Consider the following 16,766-nt stretch of genomic DNA (forward strand, 5'->3'; position numbering starts at 1 on the left):
CTGATTATTAGTTGAACCAATCGGGCATTTATGGGCAGTTTATCTCCCACCTAACCTCTTTGCTCCAGGCGAATTTTAAGGTGGGAGTTTTACTGCCCGTTAATGCGGGGTAATATATCGACGATTTTTCAATTATATCTATCGTAACTCAGGATATATCAACGATTTTTTCGATATATCTATCATAACTTACAATATATCAACGATTTCTCGGATATATCGATTGTTCGACAAAACGTAACAAAAAAAGACGTGCATTCACTGCACGTCTTTTTTTATTCTCCTATATAATGGATATATACAATCTTAAAGGAGATAAACCAATGATCGGAATACTAGCAGGAATGGGGCCAAAATCAACTGGACCATTCGTCGATACAGTTGTAGCAAGGTGCCAAACAATATACGGAGCAAAGCATGATATGGACTTTCCTCATATGATGATTTATTCGTGTCCAACACCGTTTTACATGGATCGCCCTATTGATCACGGAGCGATGAAAAAAGCGATTATTGACGGAGCACAAAAACTTGAAAGTACTGGCGTAAGCTTTATTGCCATGCCGTGTAATACGGCGCATCTTTATTTTGAAGAATTACAGCGTTCGCTTTCTATCCCGATTTTAAATATAGTCGATGAAACGTTACAAGCAATTCCTGAAAATACAAAAAGAGTCGCTCTTCTCGCAACAGAAGCAACTGTTCAAGCTAGGATTTACCAAGATGGGATTGCAAAGCGTAATATAGAATACATTCATCATGAAAAATGGCAGGAAAGCATTAATCAAATTATTACTTGCATTAAATCTGGAGAGATTGAAGAAGCTCGCGAATTGTGGAATACGCTCGTTTTACAACTGAGAGATGAAATAGATACTGCAATTATCGCATGCACTGATTTGAATGTAGTGGCTAGTGAGGATTTTGTTGATTCCTCTCAATGTCTTGCTGATGCTGTTGTTGAAATGTATTTATCAAATAAGAAGAAACATTTATAAACGTTGAAACCCCTAAAAACTTTTAACTTTCTTCACAATTCTTTCAAAGTAATCACACTTAATCTCGCTATATTAAATAAGTAGTTATTCATATAGGGAAGGTTAGGGGAACTGAAAGTATGAAAGTAAATCGTTCGCTTCATTACATTTTTTGGCGTTGGCATTTTTATGCTGGACTTTTTATTACGCCGCTTCTTATTACTTTGTCACTGAGCGGAATTGGGTATTTATTTCGGGAGGAAGTTGAAGATTTCATCTATAAAGATTTATATTTTGGAAAGAGCGCTCAAACAGAATCTATTTCGATGGCTGATTCTATTTCCTTAACAGAGAAAAAATATCCACATTATAGCGTGGCGAAAATTAGTGAGTTTAATGGGGATTATAATACGAGACTTACGATTGCAAATGAGTATACTGGGCAACAAAAATATGTGTATTTAGATAGTAATAATCAAATTGTTGGGGATCAAAACGCAAGTGAAACGTTTGCCAATATCATGCGGGAATTACATAGTTCTCTTTTAGTTGGTGGCACTGTCGTCAACTATACTGTAGAACTTGCGGCATGCTGGACAATCTTTTTAATTGTAACCGGATTGTACATGAGTATACGCCAATTCAAAAACACACCATCATCCAATAAGCGAGAAAAGGCAAAAAGACGTCATTCTATTATCGGTATTATATTTACAATTCCTCTCTTTCTGCTAATCGCATCTGGATTGCCATGGTCAGGATTTATGGGGAACCAAATTTATAAAATTGCATCTTCTAATGAATCACTCGGATATCCAAAATTGTACATGGCACCGCCTGAATCAAAGGTAAAAGAATTGCCGTGGGCAACAAGAAAAGAAGCTCCTCCTGAATCGAATTCAAATGAACCGAAAGCAATTTCTGTCGATGAATTACAAAAAGGAATTGAAATAAAGAAGCCATATGTTATTTCACTACCAGCTGATCCGAAAGGTGTATTTACTGTTTCGAAATCGAGCGGTTCTGGTATTACAGGGATGCATGTTGCACCAAGTGAAGAGATAACAGCTTACTTTGATCAATATAGCGGGGAACTCATTTCAAAAACGGACTATCGTGATTATGGATTACTTGCACAATGGTTCACTTACGGTATCCCACTTCACGAAGGACATTTATTCGGATGGCCAAATAAAATATTATGCTTACTAACGACATTATCTCTATTACTTCTTATTTATTACGGAGTAAAAATGTGGTTAGCAAGAAAGCCAAAAGGAAAATTAGCAGCACCTCCAAAGCAAAGAGATAAGAAAAGCGTACTCGTTTTCTTTATCATGATGGTTATATTAGGCGCTTTCATGCCTTTATTCGGACTATCTGTTTTAGTTATTTTTGCGATTGAACTTCTCATATATGTATTTTCAAAAATACGATCATAATAAAAAGAAAACCACTCTACATGAGTGGTTTTCTTCATCACTGCGCCATTTTCTTTCGGTACATCTTCCCGTTCCAATAGAAGAATCGTGAAGTGAGGCCTCCGTACTTTACAATGCGCCGTGCCATTTTGTGCATATTCTTTTGTGCTGATACTTTTTGATCTGATAAATAAATACCAAGTAATCCTCGGCTTATAAGACGATGAAACTTCGCATGAGGCAAATCACCAATGCTCTTCTCTGCTTCTTCTACAAAGTGTTTCATACGATCTAATATAGCTTGCTCGTTTTCATAATAACTACAGAAATTCAAATCTCCGCCTATGCGGTCTTCTTCTTGATCGATGAAATAATCAAGTAAGATATGAAGTCCTTGTACGTAAGGAAAGTATCCTTGTCTAATTTTCGCAATATCTTCATCATGTAATTCATCATGAAATGCATATGCTACAAGGCAGAAAATTCCAAGTGTAGAACCGGCACATGCTGAAAACTCAAACCAACTCATCTCAGGTAAGTTTTCTTTATGTGCTTCAAACCAAGTTTTCAGGCGCGGCTCTCTTTCTTCTAACTTCACGTGTTTATGAATTTGCAAATCACAATAATAACAAGCAAGTTCATGCAGAACAGGAGCAATTTTTTCATAGTGCTTCGTTTTCTTTAAAACATCTTGGCACGTTTCAACAAGTTCATCTAAATAACCACCATCATCTTGATCATCACGATAACGATAATAATTACCGCCACCTTCCACTTCAGGTGATAGTGCCATTAACATTGATTCATGTAGAGCGGCAAAATCATTCGGATCAAGTGATGTACTGCGATCACATAAATTATCTAAATAGTCACTGATTGTTTGATACGCTACGATAAAACGAATACATTCCTCTCGGTGTTCATTTGCTAGCAGCGATAAAATGCCACCACCCTCACAATGAAACGTTTTATGCTCAATACTTGCGATTGCCTGACTATGAAGCTCATCATTCGGAATATGGTAGGCACGCTCTTTCCACATCGCTAGCTCATGGTGTACAACCGGAAACACATCACGGTATACTTTCGCCATGAGCGTTATGGGATTACTCGGTACGTTCACTTCTTCCTTCATCTCCTCTATTAAATGTACAAATAATGATTTATTTGTTTGTTTTTACTATATTATTGACATGCATTTCAGTAAATGACTGAATATAATTCAAAATTTCATCACGCTCATACTCATTTAATAACTCATGATAACAATTCGGCCATTCTTTATATGCCTTATCACTTATTTTAACATTATCAAACCACATGCGGACACGTGTTTTATCTACAAGTTTATCCTCACATGCTTGCATTAGCAAGAGCGGAACGTCTGGAAAATCGTCTATTTTTTTATGAGCAATTTCGATAGACTTAATCAATTCACTATACCAACGTACTGATACTTTGCGCAAGAACAATGAATCATTCTCCATTGCATCTCTCACTTCATGATTCCTTGTTGACATTTCCACCGTAAGATTCGTTGCAAATTGCAATTTTGGAGCCACAACATTTAATATTTTTGCAGCAAATTGAAGCGGAGCAGAGGGTCCAGTCACTACCCCTAAACAAGGCGAACTCAAAATAATACCCTCTACATCTTCTCTCTTCGTTTCTTGCATCATACGAATGACGATAAGACCACCCATACTATGACCGAATAGAAAAATAGGTAACCTATACTTTCTTGCTTCTTTCACCCATAATTTAACTTCCTCTATGTATTCATCAAATGAATCAATATGTCCTCTATTTCTTGAAGTCGTTCCATGTGACGGAAGGTCCCCCATCACGACGTGGTAGCCGATGTGATTCCACATTTCCGCAACGGCTTCGTAACGTCCGTGATATTCCATTGCGCCGTGCACGATAACAATGACAGCTTTCGCTTCCTCTGCTTCATAATTCCACATATGGACCTCCTCCATTTCACTCTTTCTCATAATTTGATACACTAAAACTAGTCTCTAGGAAAGGAAGACTTTACATGATATATCCTTACAAAGAAAAAAATCCGAAAATTGCGAGTAGTGCTTTTATCGCTGACTATGTTACGATTACAGGCGATGTTTCCGTTGGCGAGGAATCAAGTATTTGGTTTAATACAGTCATCCGTGGTGATGTGTCAGCAACAATCATTGGAGACCGAGTAAATGTACAAGACCAATGTACACTCCACCAAAGCCCTCAGTATCCTCTTATTTTAGAAGATGATGTTACAGTTGGGCATCAAGTTATTTTACATAGCTGTCATATTAAAAAGGATGCTTTAATTGGAATGGGATCCATTATATTAGATGGTGCTGAAATTGGCGAAGGAGCTTTTATCGGTGCCGGAAGCCTCGTTTCACAAGGAAAGAAAATTCCACCAAACACGTTAGCTTTCGGTCGTCCCGCGAAAGTCATTCGTGAATTAACAGAAGAAGACCGTAAAGATATGGAGCGTATTCGTACGCAATACGTTGAAAAAGGTCAATATTATAAATCATTGCAGAAGTAAATTTCCGCTGCCATAAGATTGGCAGCTTTTTTTATATAAAATCTAACTTTTTCTTTACAAAATATTATTACTCCCTCAACAAAATCTTATTAAAATAAAAGCTAATATCTCCATATATATGTAAACGAGGGAGGAGAATTTTCATGAAGGTCAGTGGATTATATAAAATAGAATGTTACATTTTTAAAGGAATTAATCGCTACTTTGATCAAAAAACATTAAACATCTTTTTCAGCAATATTACCCATATCGGTGGTGCTACTTTCTCCATTGCACTTACACTTTTCTTTTTAATTTTTGCAAAAGGGACTTTACACCAAGCAGCAATCGCTACTGCTATTTCTTTAGCAATTAGCCATATTCCTGTACAAATATTAAAAAGGTGGTATCCACGAAAACGTCCTTATTTAACAATTCAGGATGCGAAATATCCAGTCCATCCATTAAAAGACCACTCTTTCCCGTCTGGTCATACAACAGCCGTTTTCTCTGTCTTCATTCCATTTATTTGCTATAATCCAAGCTTACTTGCTTTCCTATTACCGTTAGCATTATGCGTCGGTATTTCACGTATTTATTTAGGACTTCACTATCCGTCAGATGTGTTCGTCGGCATGTGCCTTGGCACTTGCTCTGGCATCATCTCTTTTTATCAATTCATCCCACTTTTCACATAAAGGAGTGATATGATGAGAGTCGCCATTTTTACCGATACTTTTACGCCACAAGTTAACGGGGTTGCGAAAACGTTAGAACGATTAACAAGTTACTTTCAGAAAGAACAGATCGCCTATTCTGTTTTCGCCCCTCAGCATACAGCTGAAGATAATTTCGTAGCTAATGTGAACAAGATGAGAAGTATCCCGTTAACAATATTATATCCAGAATGTCGCTTTTCTTTTCCTACTCCGCGTATTAAACGGGAACTTCATTCCTTTAAACCTGACATTATTCACATTGCCACACCTTTCAACATGGGACTTTGTGGACTGTATTACGCCAAAAAGTTAAACATCCCAGTTGTCGGTTCTTATCATACTGATTTCGATGCGTATTTACGCTATTACAAAATTGAATTTCTCTCCAATATGCTTTGGAACTATTTAAAATGGTTTCATAGTCATATGCAAAAAAATTTTGTTCCCTCCTCTGAAACATTACATCAATTAAAAAATAAAGGCTTTCAGGCCCTCTCCATTTGGGGACGTGGTGTAGATTGCACACTCTTTCATCCAGCTTACAATACAGACCTATTCCGAAAAAAATATAATATTACAGCGAAGTACGTTCTTTCCTATGTAGGACGAATTGCTCCTGAAAAAGATATTGATACGTTGCAAAACCTTATCGTTAAAACATCGCATACTCGAAACGACATTCATTGGCTCATCGCAGGAGACGGACCTCTAGCAACAAATTTGCGTGAAGCTGTTCCACAAACAAATGTCACTTTTACTGGCTATTTACAAAGTGCAGATTTAGCTGAAGCATATGCTTGTTCTAACATAATGGTATTTCCATCAGCTACTGAAACATTCGGAAATGTCGTACTTGAATCACTCGCATGTGGCACACCTGTCATTGGTGCAAATAGTGGCGGGGTTAAAAATATTATTACAGATGGAAAAACGGGAATTCTTTGTCCCCCTAAAAATGAGGATGCATTTCTATCATCCATTTATTCTTTATTGCAAAATGAAGAAAAACTTGAGCAGATGGGAATAGCAGCTTCATCTTTTGCAAAATCAAAAAGCTGGGATGAGATCTTTCGCGGCTTACTTAACCAGTATGAAGAAGTCCTTCAGCATACCGCATCAGAGTTACTTGCTTGAACAGAAAAACTCCCTTCAAAAAACGAAGGGAGTTTATTACACACTTGTAAATTTTAGTTGAATGAATGATACATAAGGTGAAATATCATTTATTTCCATATTCATTATAGCAAAAATAAACATAACTAAACAGACTTGTAATAAAAACCCATAAAAATTAATATATGGTTATACAGTGTTTTTGCTGTATAATGATTTTAAGAATTCCCCTTAAAATCAACTTACTCACATACCTTTATACAGCAATTGTTCCCCAATTCTGTATATCAAAAAACCTTTCATTCATTTGAAAGGTCTTTTTGAGCCTGCACATATTCTTCTTTTGTATTTACATTTATAAACCAATCTGTATTCGCTTGTACATCTTCTCCAGCAACATACTTCACATTACATTGTGATAAAAGCTGCCCCATACTTCTTTTCTCTTCCTGAAGTAAAGCATAAATCTTTTCTTTCACGCGGTTATGATACGCTGCAAGTAGCGGCTGTTTTCTTCCGTTAATAATAGGTACAACTGCATCATATTCATTGCTCGTTTGCTCCAGTAAAATGGTAAACCATTCATGCGAAACATTTGGCGCATCGCAAGGCATAATAGCATACCAATCTGCTTCTATGTATTCCATTCCTGATACAATACCGGCCAGCGGTCCATTCCCTTTATAGTGCGGGATATCTTCTATAACAGGAACTTGTACGAATTGCTCTACTCGCTCTTTTATATCAGAATGACTAATGACTACAACTTCTTGGAGCGCACTTGTCATCTCTTTCAAAATATGCTCAATAAAAGTACTACCTTGCCAGCTCGCTAACGCTTTCGGCTCACCAAATCTACTCGACATACCGCCCGCTAATACAATTCCAGTCCACCTACTCATTGGCGATGTAGCTCAAATGTAATATGGTCTAATTCCGGTAAAATTAATTTATTCATCGCAAGGCGAACCGCCCCGCTCGATCCTGGCATCGAGAAAACTACTTTGCGCCCAATTGTACCCCCAATCGCTCTACTTAACATTGCGCTGCTCCCGATATCTTCTAAATAACTAATCATGCGGAACAACTCACCAAACCCGACAATCTCTTTATCTAATAGAGCTGACACTGCTTCAATTGTTACATCACGCTTCGTAATACCAGTACCGCCATTTGTTAATACAACATCTACATCTTCCTTATGATAACCAGCTAACACTGCTTGCTGAATACTTTCTTTATCATCTTTTACAATTTCATAAGAGGTTACTGTATGGCCCGCTTCTTTTAACAATTCATGTAATAGTTGTCCGCTCTTATCCGTTTCTTCCGTACGTGTATCGGAAATCGTAACAATCTTGCAACGCACTTCTTTTGGAGCTTGTTTTTTATGTTCAGTTACACTCATTTTTTATCTTTCCTTTCTTAAAGACTTTTCTTCATTTTATCATACATATCTTTACACAATTATGTATGAAGCCAATCATGCGCCATGATACAATATAAGTATACTAATCCACAAAAAGGAAAGTGCACTTTCTTATACTCCTAGACTACACATCTTTAGTTACTCTTTATATTTTCTACATAATAGAATTCAATTTTAAAACTTGTACTAAAAAATAAATTGGAGGTCTACATAGTATGGAACTTTATAAAAAATTAACAACAACATTCATCCTCTTATTCGTCGCTTCAATCACTGTCGGCTTTTCCTTAAAAGGCGCAATTCCATACGCTACATTAGTAAGCATTATATTCGCGACACTATTTTTACTAAGCAGTGCCTTTTGCGCAGGTAAAGCACGTCAAATGAACGGTTGATTACATATGTTCCAGAAGAAACCCACCCTTTGTAAATCATGTAAAAAGGAAATACAAACGTATGAAAAGGCTTGGATTCATATGCCATTTCCAGCAAGTGGCATGACTAATATGAAAAAGTATATTGAGCTAGATGGAGAAGTATATTGTAGTTCATGTATTCAAATTGTAAGTAAAACGAAATAAAAAAAGCTTTGCGCTCACCGCGCAAAGCTTTTTTTCATATATTATAGACCAGCTTGCTCTTTTAAAGCTGCAGCTTTGTCTGTACGTTCCCATGAAAGATCTACATCAGTACGTCCGAAGTGGCCGTAAGCTGCTGTTTGTTTGTAAATTGGGCGACGTAAGTCTAGCATTTTAATAATACCAGCTGGGCGAAGATCGAAGTTGTTACGAACTAGTTCTACTAGTACGTCTTCAGATACTTTACCTGTGCCGAATGTATCAACTGAAATTGATACTGGTTGTGCTACACCGATTGCGTATGCAAGTTGTACTTCTGCTTTGTCAGCAAGACCAGCTGCTACGATGTTTTTCGCAACATAACGAGCTGCATATGCTGCAGAACGGTCAACTTTTGTTGCATCTTTACCAGAGAATGCACCGCCACCGTGGCGAGCGTATCCACCGTAAGTATCAACGATGATTTTACGTCCTGTTAAGCCAGCATCACCTTGTGGTCCACCAATTACGAAGCGGCCAGTTGGATTAATGAAGAATTTCGTTTCTCCATCCATTAATTCTGCTGGTACTACAGCTTTAATTACGTGCTCTTTTAAGTCGCGATCGATTTCTTCCCATGTAACATCTGGGTGATGTTGTGTAGAAATTACGATAGTATCAACACGTACTGGTTTACCATTTTCATCATACTCAACTGTAACTTGCGTTTTTCCATCTGGACGTAAGTATGATAATGTATCATCTTTACGTACTTCAGTTAAACGGCGAGCTAATTTGTGAGCAAGCGAGATTGGAAGTGGCATTAATTCTTGTGTTTCATTACATGCAAAACCAAACATTAAACCTTGGTCTCCTGCACCAATTGCCTCAATCTCAGCGTCAGTCATTTGACCTTCGCGTGCTTCTAGCGCTTGGTCAACACCCATAGCGATGTCAGCAGACTGCTCATCGATAGATGTTAAAACAGCACAAGTTTCTGCATCGAATCCGTATTTTGCGCGTGTGTAACCAATGCCTTGAATTGTTTCACGAACGATTTTCGGAATATCTACGTAAGTAGAAGTCGTAATTTCCCCCGCTACCAATACTAAACCAGTTGTTACAGTTGTTTCACAAGCTACACGTGCATTTGCGTCTTTTGATAAGATCGCATCTAAAATTGAATCAGAAATTTGGTCACAAATTTTATCTGGATGTCCTTCAGTTACAGACTCAGATGTGAACAGATGACGTTTTTTTGTCATGTGGTAAACCTCCCTACAGTAATTGTATATATTGTACGGAACTCATCCTTAATTTGCCACAAACTGCGACATACATTTATTCTCCCACACAAGCATACAGAAAAACCTTTCCTACTTTACATAGAGGAAAGGTTTAATTTGCTACTTGCATACTGCTTTTTGCCCTTCGCTCTTATCGTTCGAGACCTGTAGCCTCGCACAGGTTTTAGCACCTATTCACCTGCATTTATCAATACAAGTGAGGTTGCTGGGCTTCATCGGGCCTGTCCCTCCGCCAGCTCGGGATAAGAGAGTATCCGTCCCAACCTATACTAAAGAAATGATATTCATTTGTCAATTAATATTCACATTTTCCTGAAAGTTTTTCTCAATACGCCTAAAATGAAATATTAATAGGGAAATAATACATTCACACAAACAAAAAGAAATAAATAGTATACATTATTTATATAATTGTGTTATACTCTTGTTGGGGATTACGAGAAATATTTCATTAAATGAAAAGGATGGTATATAAATATGAGTACTGTGAATGTCCAAATTGGTTTACACGAATTATTGAACGGAAGCAATGCACAGATTCAACTAAGTGTTCCGCAATTAGTGGAAAAAGTATTAATGCGAAATGAAGGGAAATTAACTTCTACTGGTGCCGTTTCTGCTTCAACAGGAAAATATACAGGACGTTCTCCTAAAGATAAATTTATTGTGAAAGAAGCATCGGTTGCTGACAAAATTGCTTGGGGAGCTGTGAACCAACCGATTTCTGAAGAACATTTTAATAAATTATATACTAAAGTTTTAGAATACTTAAAAGAAAAAGAAGAGTTATTCGTCTTCAAAGGATTTGCAGGCGCTGACCGCAATTACCGCCTACCAATTCAAGTTATTAATGAATATGCATGGCACAATTTATTTGTACATCAATTATTCATTCGTCCAACTGAAGAAGAATTAACAACTCATGAGTCAGGGTTCACAATTGTTTCTGCACCGAATTTCAAAGCTGATCCAGCTGTTGACGGTACAAACTCTGAAGCATTCATTATGGTTTCATTCGAAAAACGTATTGTACTAATTGGTGGTACAGAATACGCTGGAGAAATGAAAAAATCAATCTTCTCTATTATGAACTTCTTACTACCTGAACAAGATATTCTTTCTATGCATTGCTCTGCAAACGTAGGTGAAGAAGGTGACGTAGCACTATTCTTCGGTTTATCTGGAACAGGTAAAACAACCTTATCTGCTGATCCAAACCGTAAATTAATCGGTGATGATGAGCACGGTTGGTCTGATAACGGTGTATTCAATATTGAAGGCGGTTGCTATGCAAAATGTGTAAACCTTTCTCACGAGAAAGAACCACAAATTTTCGATGCAATCAAATTCGGATCTGTTTTAGAAAACGTTATCATTAATAACCAAACGCGTATCGCAGACTACAACGATACTACTTTAACAGAAAATACTCGTGCTGCATACCCTATGCATGCGATCGACAATATCGTACTGCCAAGTGTTGCTGGACACCCAAATACTATTATTTTCTTAACTGCTGATGCATCTGGCGTATTGCCTCCAATCAGTAAGTTATCAAAAGAGCAAGCTATGTATCATTTCTTAAGTGGTTACACTAGTAAACTAGCAGGAACAGAGCGCGGTGTTACATCTCCGCAAGCTACATTCTCAACTTGCTTCGGTTCACCATTCTTACCACTTGATGCATCTCGCTACGCTGAAATGCTTGGTGAAAAAATCGAGAAACACGATGCGAAAGTATTCCTAGTAAACACTGGCTGGACTGGCGGCGAATACGGCGTTGGTAAACGTATGAACTTAGGTTATACTCGTGCAATGATTCAAGCAGCATTAAGCGGTGAACTTGCAAAAACTGAAACAGCTAAACATGACATCTTCGGTCTTGAAGTTCCACTTCACGTACCAGGTGTACCTGACGAAGTGTTAATGCCTGAACAAACTTGGGCTGATAAAGCTGCTTACAAAGCAAAAGCAATCGAGCTTGCAAATGAATTCAAAGAGAACTTCAAAAAGTTCGAAAGCGTTTCTGAAGATATTATTAACTTAGGCGGCCCAATCGCTTAAATTAACACTTTCTGTTGGAATAACCCTTTACTCATATGAATAAGTGTCGTGTAACCGTAAAGTTTCGCGTACTCACCGACAAAACCCAATGCGGCTTAACGGTTACACACACTTACATAAAAAAGAAGCTTACGTTTTTACGTAAGCTTCTTTTTATATCTTATATAAAGTGAAACGTTAATCTCTTCATCTGTGACTTAGTTCAATAAATTACAGAAAATTCATTTTATACTCATTCGTTTTTAGTTTTTTATGCTACAATTTACATATACAGGAAAGGGTGAAGCCTATGAAAAATTTTTCTCGTGCAGGAAAAATTTTATTCATTTACGGAGCGATCCAAATTTTTTGGGGACTTGTAATGCTTAACGTTAATTTATTTGAGCATACAAGTGAAACGATAAAATATATTATTCTAATTATCGGAATAATTTGTTGTATTATATCCAAATTTTTTAAAGAACATAAAAGTCCTACTAATACGTGATTTCATGTTAACTTATTAGAAGCAGAAACCTGCATTTCAGGCAAAGTTTCGCTTCCTGTTGTACTATCCATCACTGAATCACTTATCCCAGAGTAAACCTATTTCCACAGGGACAAATCACGGTTTCGAACATATAAATTATATCCCTACTCATTACATCTCTCTGGTTTCACATCGCATGGGGCTAAAAGAGGCTCTGACCGCTTCTATCCCTCGCTGGATCCTCTATTCCATCCAAAAGAGGTTTTTTATCTTTTTATCTTTTTTAGCTCTTCGTTAATTCTTTCTCATCTTTCATGCTATAGTATCCTAAATTAACAACAATTAAGAAATAACCGCCCATAATCCCTACTGCAAATGCCCACATAACCATATGATGCTCAATTTCGTACATAATAATAGCACCCAAAATAGCAGCGGCAAAACGGTTAAACATACCGAGCGTCGGTGCTTTCGTTTTCTTTACGATACTATCTCCAAGCTTCTCAATTCGTCTCCCTAAAAGCCAAACGCAATACATACTTACAATAAGTCCAATTCCAGCGCCTAAAAAGTGTGCTGAAAACGGTGTTAACATCCATCCTAACAAAAGAAGACCTAATATATAATACGATTGAATTTTAAACGATCTTAATGACATACTAATCATGCTGTTCTCCTCTTCAGTAATTTTTATCTATCCAACAAAAGCTGTATAACTCAGTTCTTTCGAGTTCATACTACTTAAAATTCATTTCACTCAAATTAAAAACAACATAAACAGTATGTTCATGTTGTTTAAATGTTTTTAGAAAATAATATTATACAAGATTTCGAACATCATATTCTCATATTTTGTGACGGTTTTTCAAACTTTTTCGTCCATTTATGAAAAAAATGATATCAATCTATGAACATACGGATATGATGTAATAAACACACAAATAAAGGGGGCGTCTAATGATTTATTTTTTAATGGCTCTCATTCACCTCATTATCCCTGCACTTATCGGACTTTCACTGTATTGGTACACGAAAAATCATAGCATTTTTTACGCTGTCCTCGGTGTTCTTCTTCCAGGTATTATTCTTATTACACTCTTCCGTATTCCATTTTTAAACTTAATTCCACTTATTACTGCTATCTTATTTCTCATCTTCTTACCAAAAATAAAAAAATAGGAAAGCAGATCATAGGTGATCTGTTTTCCTATTTTGATATAGGTTCCCCTGCAGTAGAATGAACTTTTACTTTCTCTGATTTCACAAACCATAGACCGAAAAAAATAATAATTCCACCGATGATTTGTTGAAACGATACATATTCATTTGCCCAGATAGCTGCAAATAAAACAGCTACAAGCGGCGTTATATACATATATACCATCGTATGTGACGCCCCAATTTTTTGAACACCAACATACCACATGACTAAGCCGAATACTGTTACAAAGAAAATGGAATATAGTAAGGCGAATAGTGTCATTCCGTGTGTAATGTGAAATGGCATTATAAATACATATGGTCCACTTAACAATAAAAGCGGAATCGCGCCAACTAAGGCTGACCATGCGGTAACACGTAGTGCTGAATATTTTTTAATTAATGGTCCTGCTAAAACAGGATAAAGCCCCCAGCATATTGATGTAATAAGTCCAATTCCATTGCCATAAAAAGAACTAGCAAGTGAATGTCCTGCTACTAAAACTAATGCTGCACCACTAAAGGCAATGATAGAACCTATGAGCTTTCGAGAAGAAAACTTTTCTTGTTTCAGAAAAATCGCAAATACAGTTGTAAAAATAGGTGAAATAGAAATGAGTAAAGAGGCATTTGTAGCGGATGTATATTTGACAGTTTCCATAAATAACGTTTGATACAGTACAATACCTACAACGCTAACGATGATTAATCTAGGTATATCCTTTCGCTCCATATAAACCGACTTTTCAATAAAAAAAGTAAGAAGTAACAGGAGCGGTGCCGCCGCCATCATACGAAGTGCGGTAAACTCAATTGTTGTAAATTCTAAAAGTCCATACTTCGCAATTGTATAGTTAATCCCCCAAATAATAACAACACTTAAAATTAATAACTCAATTCCCCATCTTCTCATGCGTATCCCCTCCGCAAAGAAAATTATACAGAAAATTCAATCATGTGTACATTTCATTATGTGAAAAAACTTTTTATTATATGAAACGTTTTGGTAAATGAAATTATATTGGCGCAACTCCATTTATATCGGCGATTTTTTCAATATATCGACTTATCAACAAAAATCGACAATAATAGCGACTTATAAAATAAAAAAATGTGAGTCCAAAATACATTTTGGACTCACATTTCCTTTACTATACTCGAACGTGTAATTTCATATTTGGATTATAAAACTGGCTTGGGCTCTTCAACTGAAAAGTTCCTCCACCTTCATGCCAATCAACCGTTAACTTATCGTCCATAAATACAAGCTTTGTACGATCAGCGATAAAATTCATTGTGCTTGATTCAATATCCACATCGCGCTCATCTTTCTCTGCTACAGCTACTAAATCGATGATTCCGCTCATAACACAACCGCAACCTTCATTATCGTAAAATAACTTTATATATTTCGCTTCACTTGGGATCGTATCCATAATCTTTTTATATGCTGCTTCTGTTACAGTAACGTACATATGTTAATCTTCATCCTCTCTTCTCTTATCATTCATATATTGTATCACCATTTTTCTTAAAAGTTATATACAGAAAATTAAGACTAATATACAATGTATGTGATAAAGTTTCAGCAATCGAGCTTTTATGAGTAGTTCATGCAGGAGAAAGGATGTTTACTATCTGTGTTCAAACTACAACGATATCCTATGTTATTAGGTCTATTTAGTAGTTTCTTCATTTCTAGCGGAATGCTATTACAGCATGTACTTCCCTATTTTCCTTCTATTGGCTGGATTCTAGGTTTTATTTGTTTCCTATCCGCTTCTTATTTTGCTACGAAGAATACAAACAACTCATAAAGCAAGAATCATCTTAAGGAGGATTATTAAACATGCCAGCCTTAAAAAAAATAGAGCAATCACTCGATCACTTATTTCAAATTGAAAAATACGGAAAAGATAGTGCTTTTAGTCGATTTATCCCAGCCGTATATGATTCTATCAAATTTCCTTGGCAACAATTTTTCGAAGCAACTTTTGTAGATTTATTTAACGGTCTTATGATACACGGATCTGGAAATGTAAACAAAGTATTTTTAGCTGTATTCCCTACAGATGACGTTCTTGAAACATTCATTTCACAATCCACACCCGGTGATTTACTCTTTATGCACCATCCCCTTGTAATGGAGTGCGGTGATCCAATTGGAAGATCAGGCCGCGGTTTCATACCAATTCCTGAAAAATATTTGCAAGGAATAAAAGAAAAACAACTTTCTATATATACATGTCACGTACCAATGGATTTTCATCAAACACATGGAACGAGTATTTCAATTGCAAAAGCATTAAACGCTACTGTAGTGGACGACTTTGCATATGGAGGTCCAGAACAAGAACCAGTTGGCCTTATTTGTGAAATAGATGAAACATCAACAGAAGCACTCCAAAAACATCTAAAACAACTCTTCCAGATTCCTTACACAGACTTCGAAGGTAAACGACATGATTCCATCAAAAAAATCGCAATTATCGCTGGATGTGGCGATGTTGTATCTTTAATGAAGGAAGCAGAAGAAAAAGGTGCTGAAGCATATATTACAGGAGAAATCCATTGCCATATCGACAATGATTACGGCCGACATAAATACTCGCTCATTATGGATTATGTAAAAGAAACGAATATGTCTCTAATTGGCGTGTCACACTCTGCCTCTGAATATTTAGTAAAAGAGACATTGATGTATGATTGGTTTAAAGAGAATTTTGATGTGGATGTTATTTTGCTTCCGCAGGAGAAATGGTGGCTCTAACACTACTTAATTCTCCTCCCGCTATCTTTTGAAATCTAGACACAAAATACGATCTGCCACACAAAATTATAGAATTCATAATATATATATAGTAGTTCTATTTTAAAAACTAAATTTTGAAAATATAGAAAGGAGAACATATATGTACCCACGTAATTATTTTAGTTGCGACGGCAGGCGCAACAGCGGTTCTAACGGAAACACTGG

The 16,766-nt window shown here is 36.5% G+C and carries 20 protein-coding genes and 1 riboswitch; of the genes, 12 read left to right on the forward strand and 8 right to left on the reverse strand.

What is annotated here, in order from left to right; genetic code table 11:
* The first annotated feature begins 323 nt into the window (after window positions 1-323).
* Complete coding sequence (locus MR167_RS26150; RefSeq protein ID WP_000579346.1) at window positions 324-998, forward strand: aspartate/glutamate racemase family protein; 675 nt, start codon at window positions 324-326, stop codon at window positions 996-998.
* Window positions 999-1,117: 119 nt separating this feature from the next.
* On the forward strand, window positions 1,118-2,419 hold the full coding sequence (locus MR167_RS26155; protein WP_000867809.1) for a PepSY-associated TM helix domain-containing protein: 1,302 nt from the start codon (window positions 1,118-1,120) through the stop codon (window positions 2,417-2,419).
* 37 nt (window positions 2,420-2,456) lie between these two features.
* Here the strand turns inward: MR167_RS26155 and MR167_RS26160 are convergent, their stop codons facing one another.
* The gene (locus tag MR167_RS26160; RefSeq protein WP_001102476.1) at window positions 2,457-3,521 is read right to left on the reverse strand and encodes a tetraprenyl-beta-curcumene synthase family protein; all 1,065 of its coding nucleotides are present in this window, start codon (window positions 3,519-3,521) and stop codon (window positions 2,457-2,459) included.
* 40 nt (window positions 3,522-3,561) lie between these two features.
* On the reverse strand, window positions 3,562-4,365 hold the full coding sequence (locus tag MR167_RS26165) for an alpha/beta hydrolase (RefSeq protein WP_063675885.1): 804 nt from the start codon (window positions 4,363-4,365) through the stop codon (window positions 3,562-3,564).
* A gap of 74 nt (window positions 4,366-4,439) precedes the next feature.
* Here MR167_RS26165 and MR167_RS26170 point away from each other — a divergent pair, with 74 nt between their 5' ends.
* The 3 genes from MR167_RS26170 to MR167_RS26180 all read left to right on the forward strand — a co-directional run bounded on the left by MR167_RS26170 (window position 4,440) and on the right by MR167_RS26180 (window position 6,784).
* On the forward strand, window positions 4,440-4,952 hold the full coding sequence (locus tag MR167_RS26170; RefSeq protein ID WP_000640205.1) for a gamma carbonic anhydrase: 513 nt from the start codon (window positions 4,440-4,442) through the stop codon (window positions 4,950-4,952).
* A gap of 143 nt (window positions 4,953-5,095) precedes the next feature.
* Window positions 5,096-5,629 (forward strand): phosphatase PAP2 family protein, encoded by a 534-nt coding sequence (locus MR167_RS26175; RefSeq protein ID WP_000868582.1) that lies wholly within the window; start codon window positions 5,096-5,098, stop codon window positions 5,627-5,629.
* Between the two features lie 12 nt (window positions 5,630-5,641).
* Entirely contained in the window at window positions 5,642-6,784 is a 1,143-nt protein-coding gene (locus MR167_RS26180; protein WP_001261652.1) for a glycosyltransferase family 4 protein, read from the forward strand.
* Window positions 6,785-7,062: 278 nt separating this feature from the next.
* Here the strand turns inward: MR167_RS26180 and MR167_RS26185 are convergent, their stop codons facing one another.
* Both MR167_RS26185 and MR167_RS26190 read right to left on the reverse strand, forming a co-directional pair.
* Window positions 7,063-7,665, reverse strand: a complete 603-nt coding sequence (locus MR167_RS26185; RefSeq protein ID WP_242315860.1) for a molybdenum cofactor guanylyltransferase — start codon at window positions 7,663-7,665, stop codon at window positions 7,063-7,065.
* Window positions 7,662-8,171 (reverse strand): MogA/MoaB family molybdenum cofactor biosynthesis protein, encoded by a 510-nt coding sequence (locus MR167_RS26190; RefSeq protein ID WP_242315861.1) that lies wholly within the window; start codon window positions 8,169-8,171, stop codon window positions 7,662-7,664. Before MR167_RS26190 ends, MR167_RS26185 begins: the two co-directional genes overlap by 4 nt.
* 236 nt (window positions 8,172-8,407) lie before the next feature.
* Here MR167_RS26190 and MR167_RS26195 point away from each other — a divergent pair, with 236 nt between their 5' ends.
* Window positions 8,408-8,587, forward strand: coding sequence for a hypothetical protein (locus MR167_RS26195; RefSeq protein ID WP_000424807.1), 180 nt, complete (start codon window positions 8,408-8,410; stop codon window positions 8,585-8,587).
* A gap of 6 nt (window positions 8,588-8,593) precedes the next feature.
* Window positions 8,594-8,773 carry a hypothetical protein gene (locus MR167_RS26200; RefSeq protein ID WP_014895354.1) on the forward strand — a complete coding sequence of 60 codons (180 nt, stop codon included), beginning with the start codon at window positions 8,594-8,596 and terminating at the stop codon, window positions 8,771-8,773.
* Window positions 8,774-8,814: 41 nt separating this feature from the next.
* Here the strand turns inward: MR167_RS26200 and metK are convergent, their stop codons facing one another.
* Window positions 8,815-10,014 (reverse strand): methionine adenosyltransferase, encoded by a 1,200-nt coding sequence (gene metK / locus MR167_RS26205; protein WP_000163117.1) that lies wholly within the window; start codon window positions 10,012-10,014, stop codon window positions 8,815-8,817.
* Window positions 10,015-10,183: 169 nt separating this feature from the next.
* Window positions 10,184-10,305: riboswitch (SAM riboswitch) on the reverse strand.
* Window positions 10,306-10,533: 228 nt separating this feature from the next.
* On the opposite strand from metK, the gene pckA reads away from it, so the two are divergent.
* Together pckA and MR167_RS26215 are read left to right on the forward strand one after the other, a co-directional pair.
* Window positions 10,534-12,120, forward strand: coding sequence for a phosphoenolpyruvate carboxykinase (ATP) (gene pckA, locus MR167_RS26210; protein WP_000108813.1), 1,587 nt, complete (start codon window positions 10,534-10,536; stop codon window positions 12,118-12,120).
* Window positions 12,121-12,409: 289 nt separating this feature from the next.
* Window positions 12,410-12,607 carry a hypothetical protein gene (locus MR167_RS26215; RefSeq protein WP_000788101.1) on the forward strand — a complete coding sequence of 66 codons (198 nt, stop codon included), beginning with the start codon at window positions 12,410-12,412 and terminating at the stop codon, window positions 12,605-12,607.
* Window positions 12,608-12,872: 265 nt separating this feature from the next.
* On the opposite strand, the gene MR167_RS26220 is transcribed toward MR167_RS26215, so the two are convergent.
* A complete protein-coding gene (locus tag MR167_RS26220; protein WP_016077181.1) occupies window positions 12,873-13,256 on the reverse strand; it encodes an ATP synthase subunit I in 384 nt (127 codons plus the stop codon).
* Window positions 13,257-13,546: 290 nt separating this feature from the next.
* Between MR167_RS26220 and MR167_RS26225 the strand changes: the two genes are divergently transcribed.
* Window positions 13,547-13,768: a hypothetical protein gene (locus MR167_RS26225; RefSeq protein ID WP_000639042.1), complete on the forward strand. Its 222-nt coding sequence runs from the start codon at window positions 13,547-13,549 to the stop codon at window positions 13,766-13,768.
* Between the two features lie 28 nt (window positions 13,769-13,796).
* Here the strand turns inward: MR167_RS26225 and MR167_RS26230 are convergent, their stop codons facing one another.
* Entirely contained in the window at window positions 13,797-14,702 is a 906-nt protein-coding gene (locus MR167_RS26230; protein WP_001255421.1) for a DMT family transporter, read from the reverse strand.
* A gap of 238 nt (window positions 14,703-14,940) precedes the next feature.
* Window positions 14,941-15,264: an iron-sulfur cluster biosynthesis family protein gene (locus tag MR167_RS26235; protein ID WP_000289570.1), complete on the reverse strand. Its 324-nt coding sequence runs from the start codon at window positions 15,262-15,264 to the stop codon at window positions 14,941-14,943.
* A gap of 165 nt (window positions 15,265-15,429) precedes the next feature.
* On the opposite strand from MR167_RS26235, the gene MR167_RS26240 reads away from it, so the two are divergent.
* Together MR167_RS26240 and MR167_RS26245 are read left to right on the forward strand one after the other, a co-directional pair.
* Window positions 15,430-15,606, forward strand: a complete 177-nt coding sequence (locus MR167_RS26240) for a hypothetical protein (protein ID WP_079246052.1) — start codon at window positions 15,430-15,432, stop codon at window positions 15,604-15,606.
* A 32-nt stretch (window positions 15,607-15,638) separates the two neighbouring features.
* On the forward strand, window positions 15,639-16,559 hold the full coding sequence (locus tag MR167_RS26245; protein ID WP_242315863.1) for a Nif3-like dinuclear metal center hexameric protein: 921 nt from the start codon (window positions 15,639-15,641) through the stop codon (window positions 16,557-16,559).
* Window positions 16,560-16,766: the final 207 nt, after the last annotated feature.

The sequence above is a fragment of the Bacillus cereus group sp. BfR-BA-01355 genome, assembly GCF_022663675.1.
Classification (GTDB): Bacteria; Bacillota; Bacilli; order Bacillales; family Bacillaceae_G; genus Bacillus_A; species Bacillus_A thuringiensis_S.

What these genes read in the sequence shown, in the direction of transcription:
- MR167_RS26150 (WP_000579346.1), top strand. Translation starts at nt 324, where the DNA reads ATGATCGGAATACTAGCAGGAATGGGGCCAAAATCAACTGGACCATTC.
- MR167_RS26155 (WP_000867809.1), top strand. Translation starts at nt 1,118, where the DNA reads ATGAAAGTAAATCGTTCGCTTCATTACATTTTTTGGCGTTGGCATTTT.
- MR167_RS26165 (WP_063675885.1), bottom strand. Translation starts at nt 4,365, where the DNA reads ATGTGGAATTATGAAGCAGAGGAAGCGAAAGCTGTCATTGTTATCGTG.
- MR167_RS26170 (WP_000640205.1), top strand. Translation starts at nt 4,440, where the DNA reads ATGATATATCCTTACAAAGAAAAAAATCCGAAAATTGCGAGTAGTGCT.
- MR167_RS26175 (WP_000868582.1), top strand. Translation starts at nt 5,096, where the DNA reads ATGAAGGTCAGTGGATTATATAAAATAGAATGTTACATTTTTAAAGGA.
- MR167_RS26180 (WP_001261652.1), top strand. Translation starts at nt 5,642, where the DNA reads ATGAGAGTCGCCATTTTTACCGATACTTTTACGCCACAAGTTAACGGG.
- MR167_RS26185 (WP_242315860.1), bottom strand. Translation starts at nt 7,665, where the DNA reads ATGAGTAGGTGGACTGGAATTGTATTAGCGGGCGGTATGTCGAGTAGA.
- MR167_RS26190 (WP_242315861.1), bottom strand. Translation starts at nt 8,171, where the DNA reads ATGAGTGTAACTGAACATAAAAAACAAGCTCCAAAAGAAGTGCGTTGC.
- MR167_RS26195 (WP_000424807.1), top strand. Translation starts at nt 8,408, where the DNA reads ATGGAACTTTATAAAAAATTAACAACAACATTCATCCTCTTATTCGTC.
- MR167_RS26200 (WP_014895354.1), top strand. Translation starts at nt 8,594, where the DNA reads ATGTTCCAGAAGAAACCCACCCTTTGTAAATCATGTAAAAAGGAAATA.
- metK (WP_000163117.1), bottom strand. Translation starts at nt 10,014, where the DNA reads ATGACAAAAAAACGTCATCTGTTCACATCTGAGTCTGTAACTGAAGGA.
- pckA (WP_000108813.1), top strand. Translation starts at nt 10,534, where the DNA reads ATGAGTACTGTGAATGTCCAAATTGGTTTACACGAATTATTGAACGGA.
- MR167_RS26215 (WP_000788101.1), top strand. Translation starts at nt 12,410, where the DNA reads ATGAAAAATTTTTCTCGTGCAGGAAAAATTTTATTCATTTACGGAGCG.
- MR167_RS26220 (WP_016077181.1), bottom strand. Translation starts at nt 13,256, where the DNA reads ATGATTAGTATGTCATTAAGATCGTTTAAAATTCAATCGTATTATATA.
- MR167_RS26225 (WP_000639042.1), top strand. Translation starts at nt 13,547, where the DNA reads ATGATTTATTTTTTAATGGCTCTCATTCACCTCATTATCCCTGCACTT.
- MR167_RS26230 (WP_001255421.1), bottom strand. Translation starts at nt 14,702, where the DNA reads ATGAGAAGATGGGGAATTGAGTTATTAATTTTAAGTGTTGTTATTATT.
- MR167_RS26235 (WP_000289570.1), bottom strand. Translation starts at nt 15,264, where the DNA reads ATGTACGTTACTGTAACAGAAGCAGCATATAAAAAGATTATGGATACG.
- MR167_RS26245 (WP_242315863.1), top strand. Translation starts at nt 15,639, where the DNA reads ATGCCAGCCTTAAAAAAAATAGAGCAATCACTCGATCACTTATTTCAA.